The organism is Thalassospira profundimaris, assembly GCF_003326755.1.
In the GTDB taxonomy this organism is placed as follows: domain Bacteria; phylum Pseudomonadota; class Alphaproteobacteria; order Rhodospirillales; family Thalassospiraceae; genus Thalassospira; species Thalassospira profundimaris_B.
Map to the genome: position 1 here is coordinate 111,776 of NZ_JPWH01000006.1, position 20,090 is coordinate 131,865.

Annotated in this window: 18 protein-coding genes; 9 read left to right on the forward strand and 9 right to left on the reverse strand. The window is 54.5% G+C overall.

Annotated elements, in window-relative coordinates; translation table 11 throughout:
* Positions 1–186: 186 nt before the first annotated feature.
* From TH25_RS09075 to rpmG, 3 genes are all read left to right on the forward strand, one after another.
* Positions 187–588 (forward strand): DUF983 domain-containing protein, encoded by a 402-nt coding sequence (locus tag TH25_RS09075; RefSeq protein WP_114088110.1) that lies wholly within the window; start codon positions 187–189, stop codon positions 586–588.
* Between the two features lie 168 nt (positions 589–756).
* Positions 757–2,385: a S41 family peptidase gene (locus tag TH25_RS09080; RefSeq protein WP_181847506.1), complete on the forward strand. Its 1,629-nt coding sequence runs from the start codon at positions 757–759 to the stop codon at positions 2,383–2,385.
* A 94-nt stretch (positions 2,386–2,479) separates the two neighbouring features.
* Positions 2,480–2,647 carry a 50S ribosomal protein L33 gene (gene rpmG / locus TH25_RS09085; protein WP_007089918.1) on the forward strand — a complete coding sequence of 56 codons (168 nt, stop codon included), beginning with the start codon at positions 2,480–2,482 and terminating at the stop codon, positions 2,645–2,647.
* A gap of 120 nt (positions 2,648–2,767) precedes the next feature.
* Here rpmG and TH25_RS09090 read toward each other — a convergent pair whose 3' ends face one another.
* Both TH25_RS09090 and TH25_RS09095 read right to left on the reverse strand, forming a co-directional pair.
* Positions 2,768–3,169: a DUF423 domain-containing protein gene (locus TH25_RS09090; RefSeq protein WP_114088112.1), complete on the reverse strand. Its 402-nt coding sequence runs from the start codon at positions 3,167–3,169 to the stop codon at positions 2,768–2,770.
* Positions 3,170–3,426: 257 nt separating this feature from the next.
* Positions 3,427–4,104 (reverse strand): Crp/Fnr family transcriptional regulator, encoded by a 678-nt coding sequence (locus tag TH25_RS09095; RefSeq protein WP_114088113.1) that lies wholly within the window; start codon positions 4,102–4,104, stop codon positions 3,427–3,429.
* Between the two features lie 382 nt (positions 4,105–4,486).
* Between TH25_RS09095 and TH25_RS09105 the strand changes: the two genes are divergently transcribed.
* Positions 4,487–5,323 carry an alpha/beta hydrolase gene (locus TH25_RS09105; RefSeq protein ID WP_114088115.1) on the forward strand — a complete coding sequence of 279 codons (837 nt, stop codon included), beginning with the start codon at positions 4,487–4,489 and terminating at the stop codon, positions 5,321–5,323.
* Between the two features lie 164 nt (positions 5,324–5,487).
* On the forward strand, positions 5,488–7,368 hold the full coding sequence (ggt, locus tag TH25_RS09110; RefSeq protein WP_114088116.1) for a gamma-glutamyltransferase: 1,881 nt from the start codon (positions 5,488–5,490) through the stop codon (positions 7,366–7,368).
* 75 nt (positions 7,369–7,443) lie between these two features.
* On the opposite strand, the gene TH25_RS09115 is transcribed toward ggt, so the two are convergent.
* The gene (locus TH25_RS09115; RefSeq protein ID WP_114088117.1) at positions 7,444–8,124 is read right to left on the reverse strand and encodes an HAD family hydrolase; all 681 of its coding nucleotides are present in this window, start codon (positions 8,122–8,124) and stop codon (positions 7,444–7,446) included.
* Positions 8,124–8,477: an ArsC/Spx/MgsR family protein gene (locus TH25_RS09120; RefSeq protein WP_114088212.1), complete on the reverse strand. Its 354-nt coding sequence runs from the start codon at positions 8,475–8,477 to the stop codon at positions 8,124–8,126. Before TH25_RS09120 ends, TH25_RS09115 begins: the two co-directional genes overlap by 1 nt.
* A gap of 149 nt (positions 8,478–8,626) precedes the next feature.
* Here TH25_RS09120 and dusA point away from each other — a divergent pair, with 149 nt between their 5' ends.
* The 4 genes from dusA (at position 8,627) to TH25_RS09140 (ending at position 13,189) form a co-directional block, all read left to right on the forward strand.
* Positions 8,627–9,622 (forward strand): tRNA dihydrouridine(20/20a) synthase DusA, encoded by a 996-nt coding sequence (gene dusA / locus TH25_RS09125; RefSeq protein WP_114088118.1) that lies wholly within the window; start codon positions 8,627–8,629, stop codon positions 9,620–9,622.
* A complete protein-coding gene (mnmC1, locus tag TH25_RS09130; protein ID WP_114088119.1) occupies positions 9,619–10,995 on the forward strand; it encodes an FAD-dependent 5-carboxymethylaminomethyl-2-thiouridine(34) oxidoreductase MnmC1 in 1,377 nt (458 codons plus the stop codon). Before dusA ends, mnmC1 begins: the two co-directional genes overlap by 4 nt.
* Before the next feature lie 10 nt (positions 10,996–11,005).
* Entirely contained in the window at positions 11,006–12,184 is a 1,179-nt protein-coding gene (locus TH25_RS09135) for a 3-phenylpropionate MFS transporter (protein ID WP_114088120.1), read from the forward strand.
* 147 nt (positions 12,185–12,331) lie between these two features.
* Positions 12,332–13,189, forward strand: coding sequence for a class I SAM-dependent methyltransferase (locus TH25_RS09140; protein WP_114088121.1), 858 nt, complete (start codon positions 12,332–12,334; stop codon positions 13,187–13,189).
* 24 nt (positions 13,190–13,213) lie between these two features.
* Here TH25_RS09140 and TH25_RS09145 read toward each other — a convergent pair whose 3' ends face one another.
* The 5 genes from TH25_RS09145 to TH25_RS09170 all read right to left on the reverse strand — a co-directional run bounded on the left by TH25_RS09145 (position 13,214) and on the right by TH25_RS09170 (position 20,069).
* Complete coding sequence (locus tag TH25_RS09145) at positions 13,214–14,386, reverse strand: ABC transporter permease (RefSeq protein WP_114088122.1); 1,173 nt, start codon at positions 14,384–14,386, stop codon at positions 13,214–13,216.
* Entirely contained in the window at positions 14,383–15,381 is a 999-nt protein-coding gene (locus TH25_RS09150; protein ID WP_114088213.1) for an ABC transporter permease, read from the reverse strand. Before TH25_RS09150 ends, TH25_RS09145 begins: the two co-directional genes overlap by 4 nt.
* Positions 15,382–15,463: 82 nt before the next feature.
* On the reverse strand, positions 15,464–17,404 hold the full coding sequence (locus tag TH25_RS09155) for an ABC transporter substrate-binding protein (RefSeq protein WP_114088123.1): 1,941 nt from the start codon (positions 17,402–17,404) through the stop codon (positions 15,464–15,466).
* Positions 17,404–19,467, reverse strand: coding sequence for an ABC transporter ATP-binding protein (locus TH25_RS25410; RefSeq protein WP_258549092.1), 2,064 nt, complete (start codon positions 19,465–19,467; stop codon positions 17,404–17,406). Before TH25_RS25410 ends, TH25_RS09155 begins: the two co-directional genes overlap by 1 nt.
* A complete protein-coding gene (locus TH25_RS09170) occupies positions 19,464–20,069 on the reverse strand; it encodes a hypothetical protein (protein WP_147253003.1) in 606 nt (201 codons plus the stop codon). Before TH25_RS09170 ends, TH25_RS25410 begins: the two co-directional genes overlap by 4 nt.
* Between the last annotated feature and the right edge of the window lie 21 nt (positions 20,070–20,090).

Here is a 20,090-nt window from a genome sequence, read left to right on the forward strand (position 1 = left end):
GTCTTTCTGTCGCGTGGCGAGAACACGTAAAAATACTTGCCGATCGCAACGATCGCTCCGATGATGGTCCTGTTTCAAACATACATATACGTACCGTCATTTGCGTGCATTAAATTTACACGTTTGATCGCAGAAAAATGATTAGTTCCATATGGATACCCGTTACCATCGTCAGGGACCCTGTAAATGATGACCCCCGACCCGCATGAGACCTCCCACGAATATCCCCCGGAATCCGGTGCTTCACGGTTTTTTACCGGCCTGCGCCGTGGTTTCCGGCGCAAATGCCCGAATTGCGGGCATGGCCTCGCCTTTAGCGGGTATCTGAAAATTCGTGAAACCTGCGACTTCTGTGGTCATAAACTGGGTGAATATCGCTGCGACGATGCCCCACCCTATTTCACCATTTTAATTGTCGGACACCTGGTGGTGCCTGGCGCTTTGGCCGTCGAGCAATCGGGCACACCGTCTCTGGCCTTGCAACTGGGCATCTGGATTCCGGTTACACTGGCCCTGACACTTGGCCTGCTGCCCTTTGTCAAAGGCGGTGTTTTGGGGGTGCAATGGGCAATGGGCATCCGGGGTTGACGGACCGGGTATCAGCCACCTTTTTTGCCTTGCCGCTTTACGAGCCAAAAAACTTTGAAATATCCATGCGCTAGACGGTTTTTTACGCATATGATATGTGACAGGTGCGATCTGGCGATACACCCCAACATTCACGGAATTGCACGGCATACAGGATATCGGATTAAGATGACTGAAGGGTACCGCCACCGATCAAGGGCAAAAGGGATCGGTTTTGTCAAATCCGTCATTCCCCCTTTGGGGCTTGCCCTGTTTTTATTGTCATCCTGCACTCCACGCCCTTCCCTTACCCTGACAGACACCAGCGATGATGACACCCGTGCTGTTGTCACCCAGGCGTTAAATTTGCTTGGCAACCGCTATATCGACCCGCTTGGTCCCGAACAATTAACCGTAAAGGCCATCGACGGGCTGGAGAGGATCGATCCCGAGATTTCGGTTTCCATCACACCGGACGACCTTTTGGCGCGCTATGGCCGCAAACAGGTAGCAACATTGCCCCTGCCCGATATGGAAGATGACGAAACCAGCGACCATATCCATGCCGATGTGTGGGGCAAGCTGATCATGGAGAGTGTGCGGACCTATCGGGTTTATTCACCGGCCCTGCGCCAGGCCAGCGCACTTGAAATCCAGTCACGGCTTATTTCCGGGGCTATTGATGGCCTTGACCCCTACAGCCGTTACGAAACACCCAACCGTGCGGAAACATCCCGCGACCGGCGCGAAGGATATATTGGCATTGGCGTCGATCTGATTGCCGGAAACGGTTATCCGGTGGTCAAAACAATCGTCGAAAATGCCCCGGCCCTGAAATATGGCATACATGCGGGCGACCAGATCATCAGTGTGGACGGCACGGACCTTTATAATCACAGCCGGCTTGATGTGATCGACCGTCTTAAAGGGGCACCGGGCAGCATTGCGGTGCTTGAAATCAACCCCACCGGATCAAGCCTGGTTCGCAAGCTTGACGTGCCACGTGAACGAATTATTGCCCGCACCGTCTTTGCCGAAATCCGCAATCATGTTCTGATCATTGAAGTCCGCAGTTTCAATAACGATACTGCCGACGAAATAGAACAGGCCATTGCGGACGCCAAAATATGGTCGTCCAGCCCGCTGGTCGGGGTGATCCTTGATTTACGGGGCAATCGTGGCGGTATCCTAAATCAGGGCGTATCGGTCGCCGATGCGTTTTTAAGCAATGGTCCGATTGGCACCACAACCACCCGCGTACCGGCAGCCAAACATATTTTTACCGCCGATGCGCGCGATTTTACCAATGGTCTGCCGCTTGTGGTGCTGATCAACGGGCGCACGGCCTCCTCGGCAGAGCTTGTGGCAGCCTCCCTTCAGGATCGCGGCCGGGGTGTCCTGGTAGGGTCAACCAGCTTTGGCAAGGGCTCTGTCCAGGCGATCAACGACCTTAAAAACCAGGGAACCATCACCTTTACATGGTCGCGCCTGGTTGCCCCCTCGGGTTACACATTTGATCGAATCGGTTTGCATCCGGCAATCTGTACATCGGGCATTGCCGACCAGTCCCCGGCAGAGCTGATTGACCATGTCATGCGCCAGAAAGGCGAACTGGCAGACATCCTTCAGGCATGGCGAACGGTTGATTTTAAAAATGAATCGGAACGCGCCGCCCTGCGCAAAAAATGCCCGCCCAGTTACAGCACTGACAAATACGATATCGATGTGGCACTGAATATTCTGAAAGATCCGGTCGCATATAGCTATTTTCGCCAGCAAAGCAGCGGGGAAATCGCGATAAAACCAACAATAAACTAAAAAAACAGATCAATGCGCCAATATGTGTTGACACTGCGGCCATAATCTTTATGTTCCGCCGCCTAGGACACACCTGAATACAGGATGCAGAGACATGGCGAAGCCCGCTTCGATCCTCGTTAAGTTGGTAAGCACCGCAGACACCGGTTACTTCTACGTTGTGAAGAAGAACCCGCGGAATACCACCGAGAAATTCTCGTTTCGCAAATATGACCCGGTCGTGCGCAAGCATGTCGAGTTCAAAGAAGCGAAAATGAAGTAATCAGCTTGCCCGTCAGGGCAACTGGATTACCCGAATTTAAAAGGCGTGACCCGGCATCGGATCACGCCTTTTTTCATCTTTGTTCAAGTCCTGTCTGACAGAACGATCCTGATCATCATATCAGTTGACATCTTCGCCCTCCAACCGGACAGGCACCGCCCGGAAACCGGCAATCGCCAGCATCAGCCAGCCCGCCATAAAACTGATCCCGCCAACAGGCGCAACCATGCCAAAGGCACGTACACCGCTAAAGGCAATCGCATAAAGCGACCCGCAAAACAGCAGGCTGCCGAGTAAAAAAGCGACATTGGCGTAAGCCAGCAAGCGCATGTTGGGACGTAAAAGCGCAAACACCGCAACCACGACAATCGCAACGGCATGAACAAGCTGATAATGTGCGCCCTTTTCCACCAAGTCGCGGGCATAAGCCATTTCCTCACCCGCCATACCGTGCGCGGCAAAGGCGCCCAATGCCACGGCACTCATGCCACTTAATCCCGCCAGTCCAATCGATAGTCGCATTTTCTTCTCACCATTCCGTCACACTGCTGCGGATAGTAGAATAAATGCCGCTGGCACACCAAAAAAAATGGCCGCGCCCGAAGGTGCGGCCAGTAAATTTATCTCTTGGGGGAGATTTGCCACGATCATCAGATCGGACGTTAAAACTCTAAGCCCGCCCGGCCTCTTATGCTGTGACAACCATCACAAGCCCTGTCTTTTTTTATAGTTTCCAAAATACAGACAAACTCTCCTGCACCGTCCATCGGCCAGAAAAGTCACTCTGATTGCGTTAACAAGGCCTCAAGACGTAAAATATCGGGGACAAAAAGGCTGTCACCCTGCTTGAGAACAATTCCCTGACGGGCCAGACTGCCAAAAACACGGGCCACCGTCTCGCGCGAGGTACTGACCTTGCTTGCCAGATCCGAATGGACCGGAACCGGTTTTATCACGGCAGACCCGTCTTCCTGGGTCATTGGTTGTGCCATGCGAAATATTTCGGCAATAACGCGCGCATTGGCCCCCAATGTACTGACATCGACAATACGCCGCGTTGACGCCCGAACAATCCGGGCCAATTCGCAAATCACCCGCCAGGCCACAGTGGGATGGTTCTTGATCACGGTTTCAAAACTGGTCGGATTCATCATGGCAACTTCGGTAACACCCACCGCCAGCACAGAGGCTGATCGCGGTTCGCCGTCAATCGCGGCCAGATGGCCAACACAGCCCCCGGCTCCAATTTCTTCCAATGTCACTTCACGACCCGATAGGGAATAATTCACCACGCGCACGGCCCCGGACAGGATCAGAAAAACATCACTGCTGTCCCCCTCGGACTCTATGATTTCCGCGCCCGGTTGAAAAACACGCCGCCTGACATGTTTTTCAACATCTGCCAGTGCCGTATCGTCCAAATCGGACAATATTCCAACGACATCCAGTTTTACCATTGCCCCCGGCCTTTTCAGACCTGCAATCCATATCCGGTAGTCTCTCCCTGCCTACCGGGAACTGCCTGTCAATTACACGTCGTCATCCTTATCATAAGTAATGCACATGATGACCGCAATCCTATCTGTAAGGGATAGGAACGTGCCATTTTCATGATGATGTGCTAACATACGTTTTATTGATATTTTCCGGTTGCCACGCATTCAACATATGTCCCGGATAGCCGTTTTCACCCTGCCAGTCCGGACCTTGAATTTCTGACATTCTTAAATCTGCCCTGGGCAGATTTTTGAACGTGCCTTCATAGAACCAAACATTGCTGCCATATGCCTGGCACCCCGAACTGTTACCCGCCCGAAACAACTGCGTAAGGAGGCTTTGATGAGTCCTGAACTGGAAATTTTTCGTCGCAAGCCAACCGGCCCCCGCCTGTGTTCCAATCCCGTGGTTCTGGTTCACGGGGCCTTTACCGGCGCATGGTGCTGGAACGAACATTTTCTGACCTATTTTGCAGATCACGGATACGAAACGATTTCATTTTCCCTGCGCGGGCATGGCGGTTCTGGCGGGCGGAACGTGCGCAGCCTCGCCTCGATTGATGATTATGTCGAGGACCTTGAAACCGTCATCGACACACTGGGCCAAATCCCGATCCTGATTGGTCATTCAATGGGCGGCTATATCGTTCAGAAATATCTGGAAAAACATCCGGCGCGTGCCGTTGTTCTGATGGCATCGGTTCCACCCGAAGGCTTGCTGGCAAACAATGCGATGATGGCCGTGTCCCAGCCCGACCTGTTTTTACAAATGTTCTGGCTTCAGGCAATTGGACCACACACCCTGCTGCGCGACCGGCTGGGGCGGGCCATGCTCTCAAACGACGTCGCATCGGATGACGGCATGATTTATTTTGGCCGCCTTGAAACCGAAAGCCACCGGGCGCTGATGGACATGGCCGGAACAAACCCGGTGTTTTTATCACCAACCGATTTGCCCCCGATGCTGGTTATCGGCGCGAAACGCGATGAAATTGTTCCAAGCGAAATGGTTCATCATACTGCTGTACGCTATGACGCGGATTATATTCTGCTGGATCATATTGCACATGCCATGATGCTCGATACCCATTGGCAGGATGCCGCCGATAATGTCCTGGACTGGATGAAAAAAAACCTGACGCGCGAAGACGACAGCGCCAAAAACAAAAGTGCCGCCTGATTTCAGGTAAAAAACGGGGCATCGGTTTTTAACCCCTGCCCCGCCAAAGCTGAACTCCACCAATGGCAATACGCGCCAAACGGGATTGTTTGCTTTTCAATGGTGCATTTTTCTGAAACCATTCCTTTCCAGCGTCAAAACATCACAACAAAAGACAGGAAGCCATGACAGGAAAATTCTTTTCGGCGGCCGGTAATTCAGCGCCGCTAAACGCCGTTCGCACCCGCATTCTTTCTGTTTGGTCCAAAGCGGATGCGCCCGCGCGCCATCATCAAACCCTGCCCTGTCTTGCCCTGGCAGCATTCGTGGCAAGCCTGGGCATAGCAAGCATTCCCCATGCCAACGCCCAACAAGTCACCGATGCCGTTGCCCCCGAAAGTGGGTCGGCCACCAACCAGACGCGAGAGGCAGTTAAATCGCACAACTGGATGATCAGTGCCGCCAATCCGCTGGCCGTTCAGGCCGGAGCCGATGTGCTGCGCCGGGGTGGCAACGCGATTGATGCAATGGTGGCCGTGCAAACCATGCTGGGCCTTGTCGAACCGCAATCGTCGGGTCTGGGCGGCGGCGCCTTTTTGGTTTATTACGATGCCGCCCATCAGAAACTGACGACAATGGACGGTCGCGAAACCGCGCCAATGGCGGCGGATGAAAACCTGTTCATGGGCAAGGATGGCCAACCGCTTAAATTTTATGATGCGGTTGTTGGCGGGCGGTCTGTCGGCACGCCGGGCACCCCGATGCTGTTGGAAAAGGCGCATCAAAAATGGGGACAAATGCCCTGGCCCAGCCTGTTTGAAATGGCGATTGACCGCGCCGACAAGGGTTTTCTAGTCAGCCCGCGTTTGGCGGAACTGCTAAAGGAAGATGGCGGACGCCTGAAAAAGGACCCCGAAGCCGCAGCCTATTTCCTTGATGCCAAGGGCGAGCCACTGCCTGCAGGCAAACTGCTGAAAAACCCGGCCTATGCCAATACCCTGCGCACCCTGGCCCAGGGCGGTGCGGATGCCTTTTATCACGGGCCGATTGCCGATGCGATTGTCAGCAAAGTCCGCGGGGCAAGCTGGAACCCCGGCCTTCTGTCGCAGGAAGACCTGTCCGCCTATGATGTCAAGGAACGCGACCCGGTTTGTGCCTTTTATCGCAGCTATGATGTCTGCGGCATGGGCCCGCCGTCGTCCGGTGGGCTCACGGTCGGGCAAATCCTGGGCATGATCGAACCCTATGACATTGGCAAATACGGCCCCTATTCCGCCACAAGCTGGCGGCTGATTGGTGATGCGTCACGTTTGGCCTTTGCCGATCGCGGGCGCTATATGGCCGATAGCGATTTTGTACCGATAAACACCAAGGGCCTGCTTGACGAAGGCTATCTGGCGGAACGCTCCCGCCTGCTGGATCGGGGTTTGGCCCTGCCAGCCGATGCTGTAAAACCGGGTAATCCGCCGCAAATTCATGCGTCAAACTGGGGGGATGACAATGCCATCGAATTCCCCTGCACCAGCCATTTTTCAATTGTGGATTCGTGGGGCAATGTTGTTTCCATGACCACCACGATTGAAAACGGCTTTGGCTCGCGTTTGATGACAAACGGCTTTTTGCTGAATAACGAGCTAACCGATTTTTCCTTTAAACCGACCGATGCCAATGGCAACCCGGTTGCCAACCGCGTTGAACCAGGCAAACGCCCGCGTTCCTCCATGTCGCCCACCATTGTCATGCAGGGTAACAAACCCGTCATCGCCGCAGGCTCGCCCGGTGGCAGCCGTATCATTGGCTATGTCGCGCAATCGCTCATCGCGATGATCGATTGGGACATGGACCCGCAACAGGCCGCCGCCATGCCGCACCTGGTCAACCGTTTTGGCACCTTTGATATCGAGGCGGGTACCAAGGCCACAGAACTGGCACCCGCCCTCGCAGCTGCCGGATTTAAAACCGATATCCGCGACCTTAATTCCGGCCTGCATATCATCAAGATTGGCCCGGATGGCCTGACCGGCGGCGCAGACCCGCGCCGCGAAGGCATTGTGATTGGCGAATAACCCATCACCCAAACATAAACCGGATACGAAAAACGGGCCTCAGCGGGCCCGTTTTTTTGGTTCGGATATATCGTCTCAGGACAACCAGCCCTTTAGCATCTCGTAAAGCTCGCGATGGTCATTGGCAAGGTAATGCGCCCCATTTTCCAGCAACAGGTTGCCCGGTGTCGCGCCAACCAAACCGATCGTCGTGGCCCCGCTGGCAACACCGGCACGTACACCGCTCACGCTGTCGTCAATGACAATGCAATCATCAATATCAACACCCACCCGGCTGGCGGCAAGATGATAAACATCCGGTGCAGGTTTGGCATGGGGCACATCACGCGCCGAACAAATGCGTCCGGTAAAGCGGTTTAAGATATTCACCTTGCCCAGCGAAATACCCATTTTGTCGTGCGGGCCGTTGCTGCCAATGGCAAAGGGGATGTTGGCTCCGTCTAACAGGTCAAGAATGTCTTCAACATACTCAAACGGTTCCATGTCATTGCGCAGCGCCTCGAAAGTACGGGCATAACATTCATCGGTCCAGTTATCGGGCAGCGTTACGCCATACATTTCCGTCATTTTCGGGCCGATCATCGCCAGCGTCCCGCCGACAAACAACCGATGCGTCATGTCTTCGGTCACAGGGCAGCCATATTCGTTCAACAGCTTGACCAAAACGGCATTACCCAGATTTTCGGTATCAACCAGCACCCCGTCACAATCAAACAGCACGGCACCAATTTTCGGTTTTACGACAACCTGATCCATTATGCCGTCACCAGATCGTTCCATCGGGCTTCATCATAGCCAACCGTGCGCACGCTTCCAAAATCCACCACCGGGCGCTTGATCACGGTCGGATTGGCCGCCAACACCTGTGCCGCCGCTGCATCATCCTGCTCAAGTGCTGCCTTGTCCCCATCTGACAGATTGCGATAGCTTGGCCCGCGTTTATTGACCAGCACTTTGCCACCCACGTCACCCAGCCATTTTTCAACCTGCGCGGCTTCCAGCCCGTCAACACGAAAATCGTGGAACTTGGTTTCGACACCCTGTGCCGCAAACCATTTCAACGATTTGCGCACTGTGTCGCAATTCTTGATACCGTAAACCGTAATCATACATACATCCTGTTTGCCAGACACGCGCAAAGCAGCCATGCCAACCATCGGGTTGCAGGCATTTGCACCAAAATCCAAGACACTATATAAAGACCGCGCCAACGATACGGCAACCCCAAGGATGAACCCCATTTCAGGAACAGGATGGCATGACTGTCAACCGGCGTATTTCTATTGCCCCGATGATGGACTGGACAGACCGGCATGATCGCTATTTTCTTCGGCTGATCAGCCAGCATGCCCTGCTTTACACCGAAATGGTAACAACCGGTGCCCTCATTTACGGCGATGCCCATCGGCATTTGCGCTATAATAATGCTGAACATCCCGTTGCCCTGCAGCTTGGCGGCAGCAACCCCGATGATCTGGCGCGCGCCTGCGACATTGCCAATGGCTATGGCTATGATGAAATCAACCTCAATTGCGGTTGCCCATCCGACCGGGTGCAAAACGGGGCCTTTGGCGCCTGTCTAATGGCAACGCCCGATATTGTCGCCAATTGTGTACGTTCCATGATTGCGGCATCCGATGCCCCCGTGACGGTAAAAAACCGCATTGGCATTGATGACCAGGAAGATTACCCGTCGCTAAAACGCTTTGTTGAAACCGTGGCCGATGCCGGGTGCAAAACCTTTATCGTCCATGCCCGCAAGGCGTGGCTAAACGGCCTTAGCCCCAAGGAAAACCGCGAAGTTCCCCCGCTGAAATATGATCTGGTTTATCAATTAAAGCAGGAATTGCCGGAACTTGAGATCATCATTAATGGCGGCATCAAGACGCTTGATGAAACCGAAACCCACCTGGCGCAGGTCGATGGTGTCATGATCGGGCGGGAAGCCTATCAGAACCCCTATATTCTGGCCGGTGTTGATGCGCGTTTTTATGGAGATGACGCCCCCCCGCGCACCCGCCATCAGGTAGTAGAGGCGATGCTGCCCTATATCGAGACACATCTTGAGGAACCCCACACCATGCTGGGCCATGTGACGCGGCATATGCTGGGCCTGTTTCAGGGCCTGCGCGGGGCCAAACAATGGCGCCGCTACATCAGTGAAAATGCCCATCGCAAAGGTGCCGATGCCAACGTGGTGCGCGAGGCCCTGGCCCTGTTGGCCGAACAATCCGACGAAGCCCTGAGCGCATGACCAACCCGGCAGGCGATGACAGGGCCGGTGCCGGTAGCAAAGCCGGTTACAAACTGGCCGACAAGCCTTGGTTTGCCCCGGCAGCGCCCTTTATACGCAGCCCCCGCCACACCAATGATGTTGCCGTGATTGGCGGCGGCATTGCCGGGGCTTCCTGCTGCCATGCCTTAAACAAGCTGGGAATTGGCACCACTTTATTTGAACGCCATGCCCGCCTGGCAACCGAGGCTTCGGGCAACCCGATTGGCATGTTGGAACCCTATATCACCGCCGATAACAGCCTGGCTGGGCGCTATTACGAGGCGGGCTTTCGCCATAGCAGCGCCCTTGTGCGGCAAAAGCTAAACGAGGGGGCGGCCATCGAGGCGGCGTTTTGTGGTGTGCTGTCCCTGCCCGCCACGCCGCGCGATGAAACCCGCCAACGCGCCATTTTGGAAAAACAGGCAACCACCACATCCAACGATAACGCCCTGTCGGTGAACTATTTCTCTGCTGTCGACGCCAGCAAGGTTCTGGGTATGCCGGTTCCCGGAGGTGGACTGTTTTACCGCGATGCAGGCTGGGTCAATCCGCCTTCAGTTTGCAATGTTCTGGCCGAAAAATCCGTTCGGCACACCGGGCAAAAGGTTACGCAAATCACCTCGCACTCCACGGGTGGTGTACAATTGCACGGAGAAGACGGAGCCATTTTGGGCGATTTTGCCGCTGTCATCATTGCCGGGGCAATGGAAACATCCGCCTTTGCCCAAACTACGTGGATGCAGGATTATCTTATTGCTTTGCGCGGGCAAATATCCTGCTTTTCCAAAGCCATATTGGGTGATTTGAAGGTAAATTGTGTTCTAAGCCACAAGGGCTACCTAACACCGGAGCGCAACGGCCAGCACGTATTTGGCGCAACATTTGACCGCCACGCCAACCACACCGATATGTTTGATAGCGACCACGACGCCAATATCGCCCAGCTGGCACTTGCCCTGCCCGACCTGGCAAAACGTCTGTCCCCTGCAAAGCTGACAGGCCGGGCGGGCCTGCGCACCACCACGCCAGACCACCTGCCCCTGATTGGCCCGGCACCGGATTATCGGGCTTATCTGGAAGCTTATCCCGACCTTGATAAAGGGCGGCATTATGCGCGATATTGCCGTGCGCCCTACCACAAAGACGTGTATGTCTGTACCGGCTTTGGCGCGCGCGGCATGATTGGCGCGCCGCTTGCCGCCGAACTCATTGCCAGCCACATCACCGGCCAGCGTGCGCCCCTGGCTGATCCTGTACGGGAAGCCGTGCATCCGGCACGTTATATTGTTCGCGCCATCAAACGCGGACTTATTGCCCCAAGAGAAATCGCCCCCAGAGAAATCACCCCATGAGACGCCACCCATGACACGCCCCGCCGATGCCACCCGCCGCCAGACGGCCATCATTCTGGCACTGTTTTTTGTCGGCCTGTTTTTGATCCAGGGCGTGTTTTTGCCTTATTGGCCGGTATGGCTTAAGGGGCACGGGCTTTCCGGTGGTGAAATTGGCATTTTGCTGTCTCTGCCCAACTGGATCCGCATCTTTGCCGACCCGCTGATCGCCCAGCAAGCGGATCGCTCCGGCAATCGCAAAACGCCGATGATCATTCTGGCCGGGATTTATATCCTGACCATCATCGCCTTTTCCTTTGCCGACCAGTTCTGGTTCCTGTTGGGGCTTTCGGCCATTATCGGCTTTACCTATGCGCCGCTTCTGCCGCTGGGCACCACTATTACGGTGCATGAATGCAAACAGCGCGACCTGGATTATGGCCGTATTCGTCTGTGGGGCTCGCTGGCCTTTATTGCCGCCTCCTATGGCGCGGGCTGGGTGCTTGATGCCACCGGCAATGATGCGATCATCTGGATGATCTGCGCGGCTGGCATTGTCAATTTTGCCATCATCACGCAAATGCCCAACCCGCAGACCGACCGGCCGCTGCGCAGCGGTTCGTCGATCCTGTATCTGATTAAATCGCCGGTTTTCCTGAACTATCTTGGCTGCATCTGCTTTTCCCAGGCCAGCCACGGCACCTATTACGGTTTTGCCTCGGTCCATTGGGAAAATGTGGGTTTTTCCCATGATCAGATCGGTCTTTTCTGGTCAACCGGCGTCATGGCCGAAATCGTGCTGTTTGCGCTGGCCGGGAAATATATGCGGTCCTACCATCCGGGTCTGCTCTTTGCCGTTGGGGCGATTGGCGGCATCGTCCGCTGGACGGTTTTGGGCCTGACCGATAATTTCTGGCTGATCCTGCTGGTCCAGCCCCTTCATGCCCTGACCTTTGGTATTGCGCATTTGGGGGCCATCGGCTTTATTGCGCGCGCGGTACCGGCCCAAATCGCAACATCGGCCCAAAGCTTGATGGCAACACTCTCGATGGGACTGTTTCTCGGTGGGTCAATCTGGCTTTCAGGCCCGCTTTTTGAACATTTTGGCTCACAAACCTATTTCCTGATGGTCGTCTTTGCCGCAATCTCGCTTTGCTTTTCCCTGTGGCTCCGCCGACGCTGGCAGGAAGGAAACACCCTCCCCATTTAACGGCAATCATGTCTGAAACATTTAACGCCATTCCCTAACACACAGCATATCAGTGCGTTATGCCCCTTACCTTCCCGGCCAAAACCGGATAGACAAGGGGCAGGAACCCGAGAATATTGCCCGGCCCGGCCGATATAAAGGATGATAATGACCAACCTTCCCTTTGCCAAAAAAATGCGCCGCTGGAAACTGGGCCTCAAAACCCTGTTCGGGAAGGAACCAGCCGGGTATTTCATCCCCTATCGCTATGCGGCACAAACGGCACAATCCGTTGGCCGCCCGCATTATACGGCCCTGGAACAACAGTTTGCCGATCACCGCGAAGACATTAAATCGTGGCTATTGAAGGCGGAACTGTATCGTGACGCGCTGATGGGATTTAAACAGGCAACCCCGCCAGATCCACGCTGGGAACAGGGCTGGTTTCCTGGCATGGATGGCATGATGGCCTATGTCATCACGCGCGAATTGCGTCCGCAGCGTATTGTCGAGGTGGGGTCCGGGCATAGCACCCGTTTTTTCTACCGTGCCGTGCTGGATGAACGGCTTGATACCCTCATTTCCGCCATCGACCCGGCCCCACGCGCCGACATCGCCCTGCTTCCAATCACCATCCACCAAAAAATCGTGCAACAGGTGCCTGTTTCGGTTTTTGCCGATCTGTGTAATGGCGATATTCTGTCCATAGACAGCAGCCACATCCTGATGCCCGGTACCGATGTCGATATGCTGTTTTCAAACATACTGCCTGTGCTGCCATCCGGGGTCATCATCCACATCCACGATATTTGCCTGCCAAAAGATTATCCCTCGGCCTGGCAATGGCGGGGATATAATGAACAGCAGGGCGTGGCCGCCCTTCTGGCCGGCAACGGGTTCGACATCATGTGGTCATCGGCCTATGCCAACAGCTTCATGAAGGACACGGTGACAGCCTCCATCGCCAATGACCTGCCCCTGGTTGAAGGCAGCATCGAAACCAGCCTGTGGCTGCGCAAGAAATAACCAACCGTTGCGCCGCCTGCCCAATCAGTTTTTATAGGGGTCCGCCGCGTCACGCAGGCCATCGCCCAAAAAGTTGAAGGCCAGCACAACAATAATCACCGGCACCACCGGCAACATCAGCCACGGATAAACCGCCACGGCATTGATGTTCTGTGCTTCATTAAGCAACACCCCCCAGCTTGTCACCGGCGGACGCAGGCCAAGGCCCAGGAAACTAAGCGCGGTTTCGCCCAAAATCATATTGGGGATCGACAACGTTACCGATGCAATCAGGTGGCTGGCAAAATTGGGCAGCAAATGGCGGGCAATGATGCGTTTTGGGGTTGCCCCGGTCAGACGGGCCGCCAGGGCGTAATCTTCCTCGCGCAGGGCCAGGAATTTGGACCGCACCGCCCGGGCAAGCCCCGTCCAGTCAATCAGGCCCAAAATAATGGTAATGCCAAAATAAATTAAAACCGGGCTCCAGGTGACGGGCAAGGCCGCCGAAAGCGCCATCCAGAGCGGAATTTCCGGCAGGGAGCGGATCACCTCGATCACGCGCTGCACACAGCTATCCACCCAGCCGCCAAAATACCCGGCCACCCCGCCAATCAGAACACCCAGCACAAAGCTAACGGCAATACCGACCAGACCAATGGTCAGTGAAATGCGCGCACCATAAATAATGCGCGAAAACATGTCGCGGCCCAACCGGTCGGTTCCCAGCAAAAACAGCGTGCCATCCTTGGCCGGGCACACCAGATGCAAATCCGCCTTAAACAGGCCCCAGAATTCATATGGATCGCCCGAACAGAAAAACCGCAATTTGTTTATTTTTGCCGGGTTGGGCGTATAGACCGGTTTTAAGGTTTCCATATCGACGGAAAAGTCGGTGCCATAGGTAAACGGACCAACAAACGCGCCATCGGCAAACAGATGAATCCCCTGCGGCGGATGATGGATATTCTGGCTGTCACGCGTTTCCTGGGCATAAGGGGCCAAAAATTCGACAATGAAAATCGCCAGATACATCACCGCCAGAATGATCAGCGACACAAAGGCCAGCCGGTGCTGTTTTAACCGCCACCAGATCAGCTTCCATTGTGACGCCAGGAAATAGCGTTCCTGTTCGGGCGAAAGCTCTTCCTTGTCCCACGGATCAAAGGGCTGGGTATCGACAAAATGTTCATCGGCGCGATCGTTGGTATGGCGGCTCATTGGGAAATGCTCCCCTGCAGGCGAATACGCGGATCAAGCCACGCCAGCAGCAAATCCGAAACGAACATGCCCACCACCGTCAGCAACGCCAGAAACATCAAAAACGACCCTGCAAGATACATATCCTGGCTTTGCAGGGCAGAAAGCAGCATTGGCCCCGTGGTTGGCAGCGACATCACCACGGATACCAGAACCGAGCCCGACACCACCTGCGGCAGGATATTGCCAATATCGGAAATAAACGGGTTCAAAGACATACGCAGCGGATATTTGAACAGCACCTTCATCGGCGACAGGCCCTTGGCACGGGCTGTCACCACATATTGCTTGCCCAATTCATCAAGCAGGTTGGCGCGCAACCGGCGGATCATCGCCGCCGTGCCCGATGTGCCAATGACCAAAACCGGTGCCCATAAATGTTCAATAATCGACACCACCTTGGGCAAAGACCATCCGGCATTGATAAATTGCGGGTCCATCAACCCGCCAATCGAGGTCCCGAACACCACATTGGCATAATAAAGCAGTATCAGCGCAAACAGGAAGTTGGGCATGGCAAGGCCCAGAAAGCCCAAAAGCGTAATGCCATAATCGCCCCAGCTATATTGCCGTGTGGCGGAATAAATGCCGATGGGGAAACTGACCACGTAAATGAACAGGATGGTACTGAAATTAAGCACCATCGAAAGCCACAAACGGTCGCCAACCACCTCGGTTACGGGCAAATTATATTCAAAACTGAAACCAAGATTGCCGTGCAAAAGCCCCCACGCCCAATGAAAATATTGAATATAAAGGGGGTCATCAAGGCCATACTGCGCCCGCAGGAAAGCAATCTTGGAAGGATCAACCGCTTCGCCCTGCGCTTTCAGCTCGTTCATATAGGTGGTCAGGAAATCACCCGGAGGAAGCTGAATGACAATGAATACCAGCACACTGATCATAAACAGTGTCGGTATCATGACCAACAGCCTTCTCGCCATATATGTCAGCATAAGCGCTCTTTCCCCAAGATATGTGCCCCGTTCACAGGCCTTAACGCGCCATTCCCCAACAGCGCGCCAGGTATTTTTTTTATCAGCGGTTCCACCAGAATGTGTCGGGATGATACATGCCAAAGAACCCGCCCGGCTCCCAGCTATGAATGCCTTTTTCCGGTACATTCATCAACCCGTCCGCCACCACGACCGGCTGCGGCACATTTCCGACCAGCCCAATAGAAAACAGATTATCGGCATTGATATCAAGGATATGTTCCCATGCCGCTTTTTGCTGCCCTGGCCCGCCAGAGCGCCATTCGCCATACAGTTTCATCAATTCCTGGGCGGCGGGCATATCGGGTTTTTCGCCCGCTTCGCCCCCGGTTTGGTAATACTGCCCCCATTTCGGCCATTGCAGGCTGTCCTGGTTTACCGGCACAAATTCGGACGGCACCGTGGATGGAACAGCAAGGCCATTGTCAATGCCGGTAAAAAGCGACATCACCGTATCACCACTATAGGCACGGGTGCGCATCACTTCACGCTGCAACGCCTTGACATAAAGCTTGATTCCCGCCTTTTGCCAGCTATCGCCAATCAAGGCGAGAATATCATCATATTCCGGGTTCTCGCCCGCCGTTTCGACAATAATTTCCAGCGGCCTGCCATCGGGCATCAGGCGAATACCATCACCATTGCGTTTGGTAAGGCCCATCTCATCAAGCAGCGCATTGGCTTTATCCAGGTCAAATCCGATATTTTCGGTCGCGTATTCCTTTTTGAATAACGGACTTTTGGGCAAAACCGTATTATTGCGCGGCGTAGCAAGGCCAAAAAACATCACCCGGTTTAATTCAGTCCGGTTAATCGCCAGCGACAGCGCCTTGCGGAACCGCAAATCACGCAGCAATCTGCGCCAAACCGGGTCCGATACCGTCAGGTTCGGATAAAGGGTGGCATAGTTGCCATATCCGACATCCCACAACCGCACATGATAGGCCTTTTCCTTTTCCGCCTGCTTCAGAAATGTATAATCCTTGAGTGTCAGAATACGGCTTTGAATATCCACCTCGCCCGCACCGACCTTGGCCGGTACCAGCTTGGCATTCGAGATATTGAAAATCATCCGGTCAATATAGGGCAGCTGGTTGCCATCCGGATCAACCCGGTGAAAATACGGATTGCGTTCAAAGATAAACCGGTCCGAAGGTTCCTGGGTGCGGATAACCCAGGGCTGCAATGTTGGCAGATCAATATTTTCCAGCTTGTAGGGCCGATCCATATCGGTTTCCAGAACCGCCCAGTTGCGCAGGCCCCGTTCCTTGACCATCGCCGCGAGCTTTTGCGAGTCCTGATATTTTTCGTGAAACTGTTTTAAATAATGCGCGGGGCGGTAAATAAAGGGCGGGCGCGTGGCAGCCAGTTCCGGCAGGAAAAACGGGTTAGGCTCCGGCCAGCTATAACGCACGGTATATTTATCAAGCACCTCGAATTTCGGCGGCTGACCATCGACCAGCAAAAAGCGCGGCGGCCCAACCGGGAACAGATCCTCGTTATTAACGACATCTTCCCAGTAAAAACGGAAATCCTCGGCGGTAAACGGTGCCCCGTCCGACCATTTATGCCCTTTGCGCAGATGCAGGGTAAAAACGCTGCCATCCTCGTTGACATCCAGGCTTTCGAGAATATCGGGCTTCAGGTCCAAATTCTGGTCATAACCGATCAGGTGGGTATAGCCATACACAACCGCCATGCGGATGTCCTTGGACCGCCCCATGATTGTGACCATATCGCCGCCATATTTGCCAATCTGTTTGCCCTCGGCCGCAAAATCGAACTTCAGGGGATGTTCGGGCAAACGCTGTTCCATTGGTGGCAACGCACCAGATTTTACCTTATCGGCAAAATAGGGCACTTCGGCCCACGCACTGCCTGCAACCAGGGTACAGCCCAACAGAAATGCCATCGTGCCCGATGCGAATGCCGTCTTGCGTTTTTGTGCACACGGCACGGAGGGAAAACTGGCAAAAGAAAACATCAAACGGCAATCTCCTGATAATCGGCGCGACTCATTCGCACGAAATGGTCTTCGGCCAGTTGCACCATTGGCGGGTTTGACTGGCGATCAACGGTAAAGGGGGCAGGCCAGGCGGACGGGTCCGAACATTTTCCATCCATGATTTTCGAAAAATCAAGCGGATGGTCCAGGTCGGCATAAGGCACGGCATTTAACAGCGCCCTGGTATAAGGATGGGCCGGATTTCTAAACAGACTGGAACGCGGCGCAGATTCCACAATGCGCCCGGCGCACATTACCGCAATACGATCCGCCATATAGTCAATCACGGCAAGATTATGCGAAATAAACAGATACGTCAGGTTAAGATCGCGTTGCAAATCCTTTAAAAGATTAAGAATTTGTGCCTGAACCGACACATCAAGGGCCGAAGTTGGCTCATCAAGGATCAATAGATCCGGCCTGAGGCACAGCGCCCTTGCAATGCCAATACGCTGGCGCTGCCCGCCCGAAAAACTGTGCGGATAGCGATTTAAAAAGCGCGGATCAAGGCCGACAACCTCCATCAGTTCCAGCACCATTTTGCGCCGGTATGCCGATGTCCCCACCCCGTGAATCAACATGGGTTCGCTAATCAGGTCCTGCACCGTCATACGCGGGTTAAGCGACGAAAACGGGTCCTGAAATACAAACTGAATACGCTTGCGATAGGGTTTCAGTCGCTCTTCATCCAATCCAACCAGTTCGGTCATCTGGCCGCTTTCACCCCGAAACAGGATGCTGCCACTGTCAGGTGCCATTGCGCGCATGATCAACTTGGACAGGGTCGTTTTGCCACACCCGCTTTCGCCAACCAGCCCGACACATTCCCCGCGCCCCACTGTTAACGACACATCACTTACGGCTTGAATACGCCGTTCATCAACGCCAAACCACCCGCTTTTGCGCACCGGAAAACTTTTGTTCAGATGCGTAACCGACAACACCGCCTCGCCTTTGGCGCCCCCCGACCAACGAGGATGTGTCCGCCCGCTTGTGTCCGCTGCGCTATCGCCAGAGCTACCCAGTGTTTCTTCGGTGGATTTTATGCCATCCTCGCCCTTCTCGCGGCTGGCGGACGCTTCGTTATTCTGTTCACCCCGTCCGTTACCATAGGTGGCGTGGTCCGTCAGGCGGGCCATTTTACGATCGAACTTGTCGGTCAGGGTCAACAAACCATCCGTACGCGGTTTAATTTCGCGCAGGGGCTTTAACCTTTCATCCGGCCCCATATCAAAATGCGGTACTGCCTGTAACAGCGACCGGGTATAGGCATGACCGGGATTAATGAAAATATCATCGGTGCGCCCGCGTTCAACGACCCGGCCATTATAAACCACCACGGTATGATCCGCCATGTTCGCCACAACGCCCAAATCATGGGTGATCAACAGAACAGACATCTTAAGACTTTTCTGCAAATCCTTGATTAAACGCAAGGTTTGCGCCTGAATAGTGACATCCAGGGCCGTAGTTGGCTCGTCGGCCACCAGCAGCGCCGGACGGCAAACCAGTGCCATCGCAATCATGGCACGCTGGCGCAATCCGCCGGAAAGTTCAAACGGATAGGTCCGCAAGGCGGATTTGGCATTGGGAAATCCCACCAGTTCGAGCATCTCGCGCGCAAGATCGCGCGCCTCGCTTGCCTCCACATTTTGGTGCAGGCGCACGGCCTCGGTTATCTGGTCACCAACGGTATGAATGGGGGAAAGGGAACTCATGGGTTCCTGAAAAATCATGGAAATGCTGCCCCCGCGAATGGCACGCATTTCCGGGCTATTTGCCGATAACATGGCAATATCAACCCGCGTTCCGGGCTTTTTGGGGTCGGCAAAAACAATACTGCCCCCCGTAATTTGCGCGGCCCGAGGCAAAATGCCCATAATCGCCTGGGAAATGGTGGTTTTGCCAGAGCCGGATTCCCCGACCAAAGCAACCGTCTGCTGCGCCCCGATCCGAAAGCTGACTTTGTCAACCGCCTTCGTCCGCATATGCGGTGTAACGAATTCAACCTCAAGATCACGGATGCGCAGAATATCGGTCATTGCCCCTCGCCCAGTGCCCCGCCACGCCCGCTGATCTGCGCCTTGACAAGATTATCCGCCTCATCAAGACGCAACAGATTGGTACGTGTCACATCATCAATCATAATCTGGTTGTCGTTCGCCGCCTCACGTGCCAGTTCAAGCAGCCGGTCAAACCCGTTCAGGGTTGATTCCGCAACCAGTTTGGTCCCTGCCGCATGCAGGGTGATTTCAAACCAGCCCTTTTTGCCATCGCGACGGGTACTGAAATAACGCAGGCGAAAGCCGGTTAGTTCCGACCAGCCAAAAGCCGACCCCGACATCACCCCGCTTTGCCGAACACCATAATCCGATACGTGAATCCGGGCCGCCAGGCGCAAAAGGGTGCGCAACAGATAAACCAGAAACAGCAAAATCAGCGCCCCGGCGATCCAGCGCAGAAGCTCGATCACATCGGGGGTAAATGCGATACCGGCACACAGCACAATCCCCAGCACCGAACGGACCAGATCGGGCATCATCACACGACGCGGATACTGCATCACCATAATATCGGTGTTACGGCTGTCCTGGCCTTCCGGGACCACGGGGCTGTTATCAAGGTCTGTTTCACTGGTATTCACTTTTATCTCACCTAATCCACC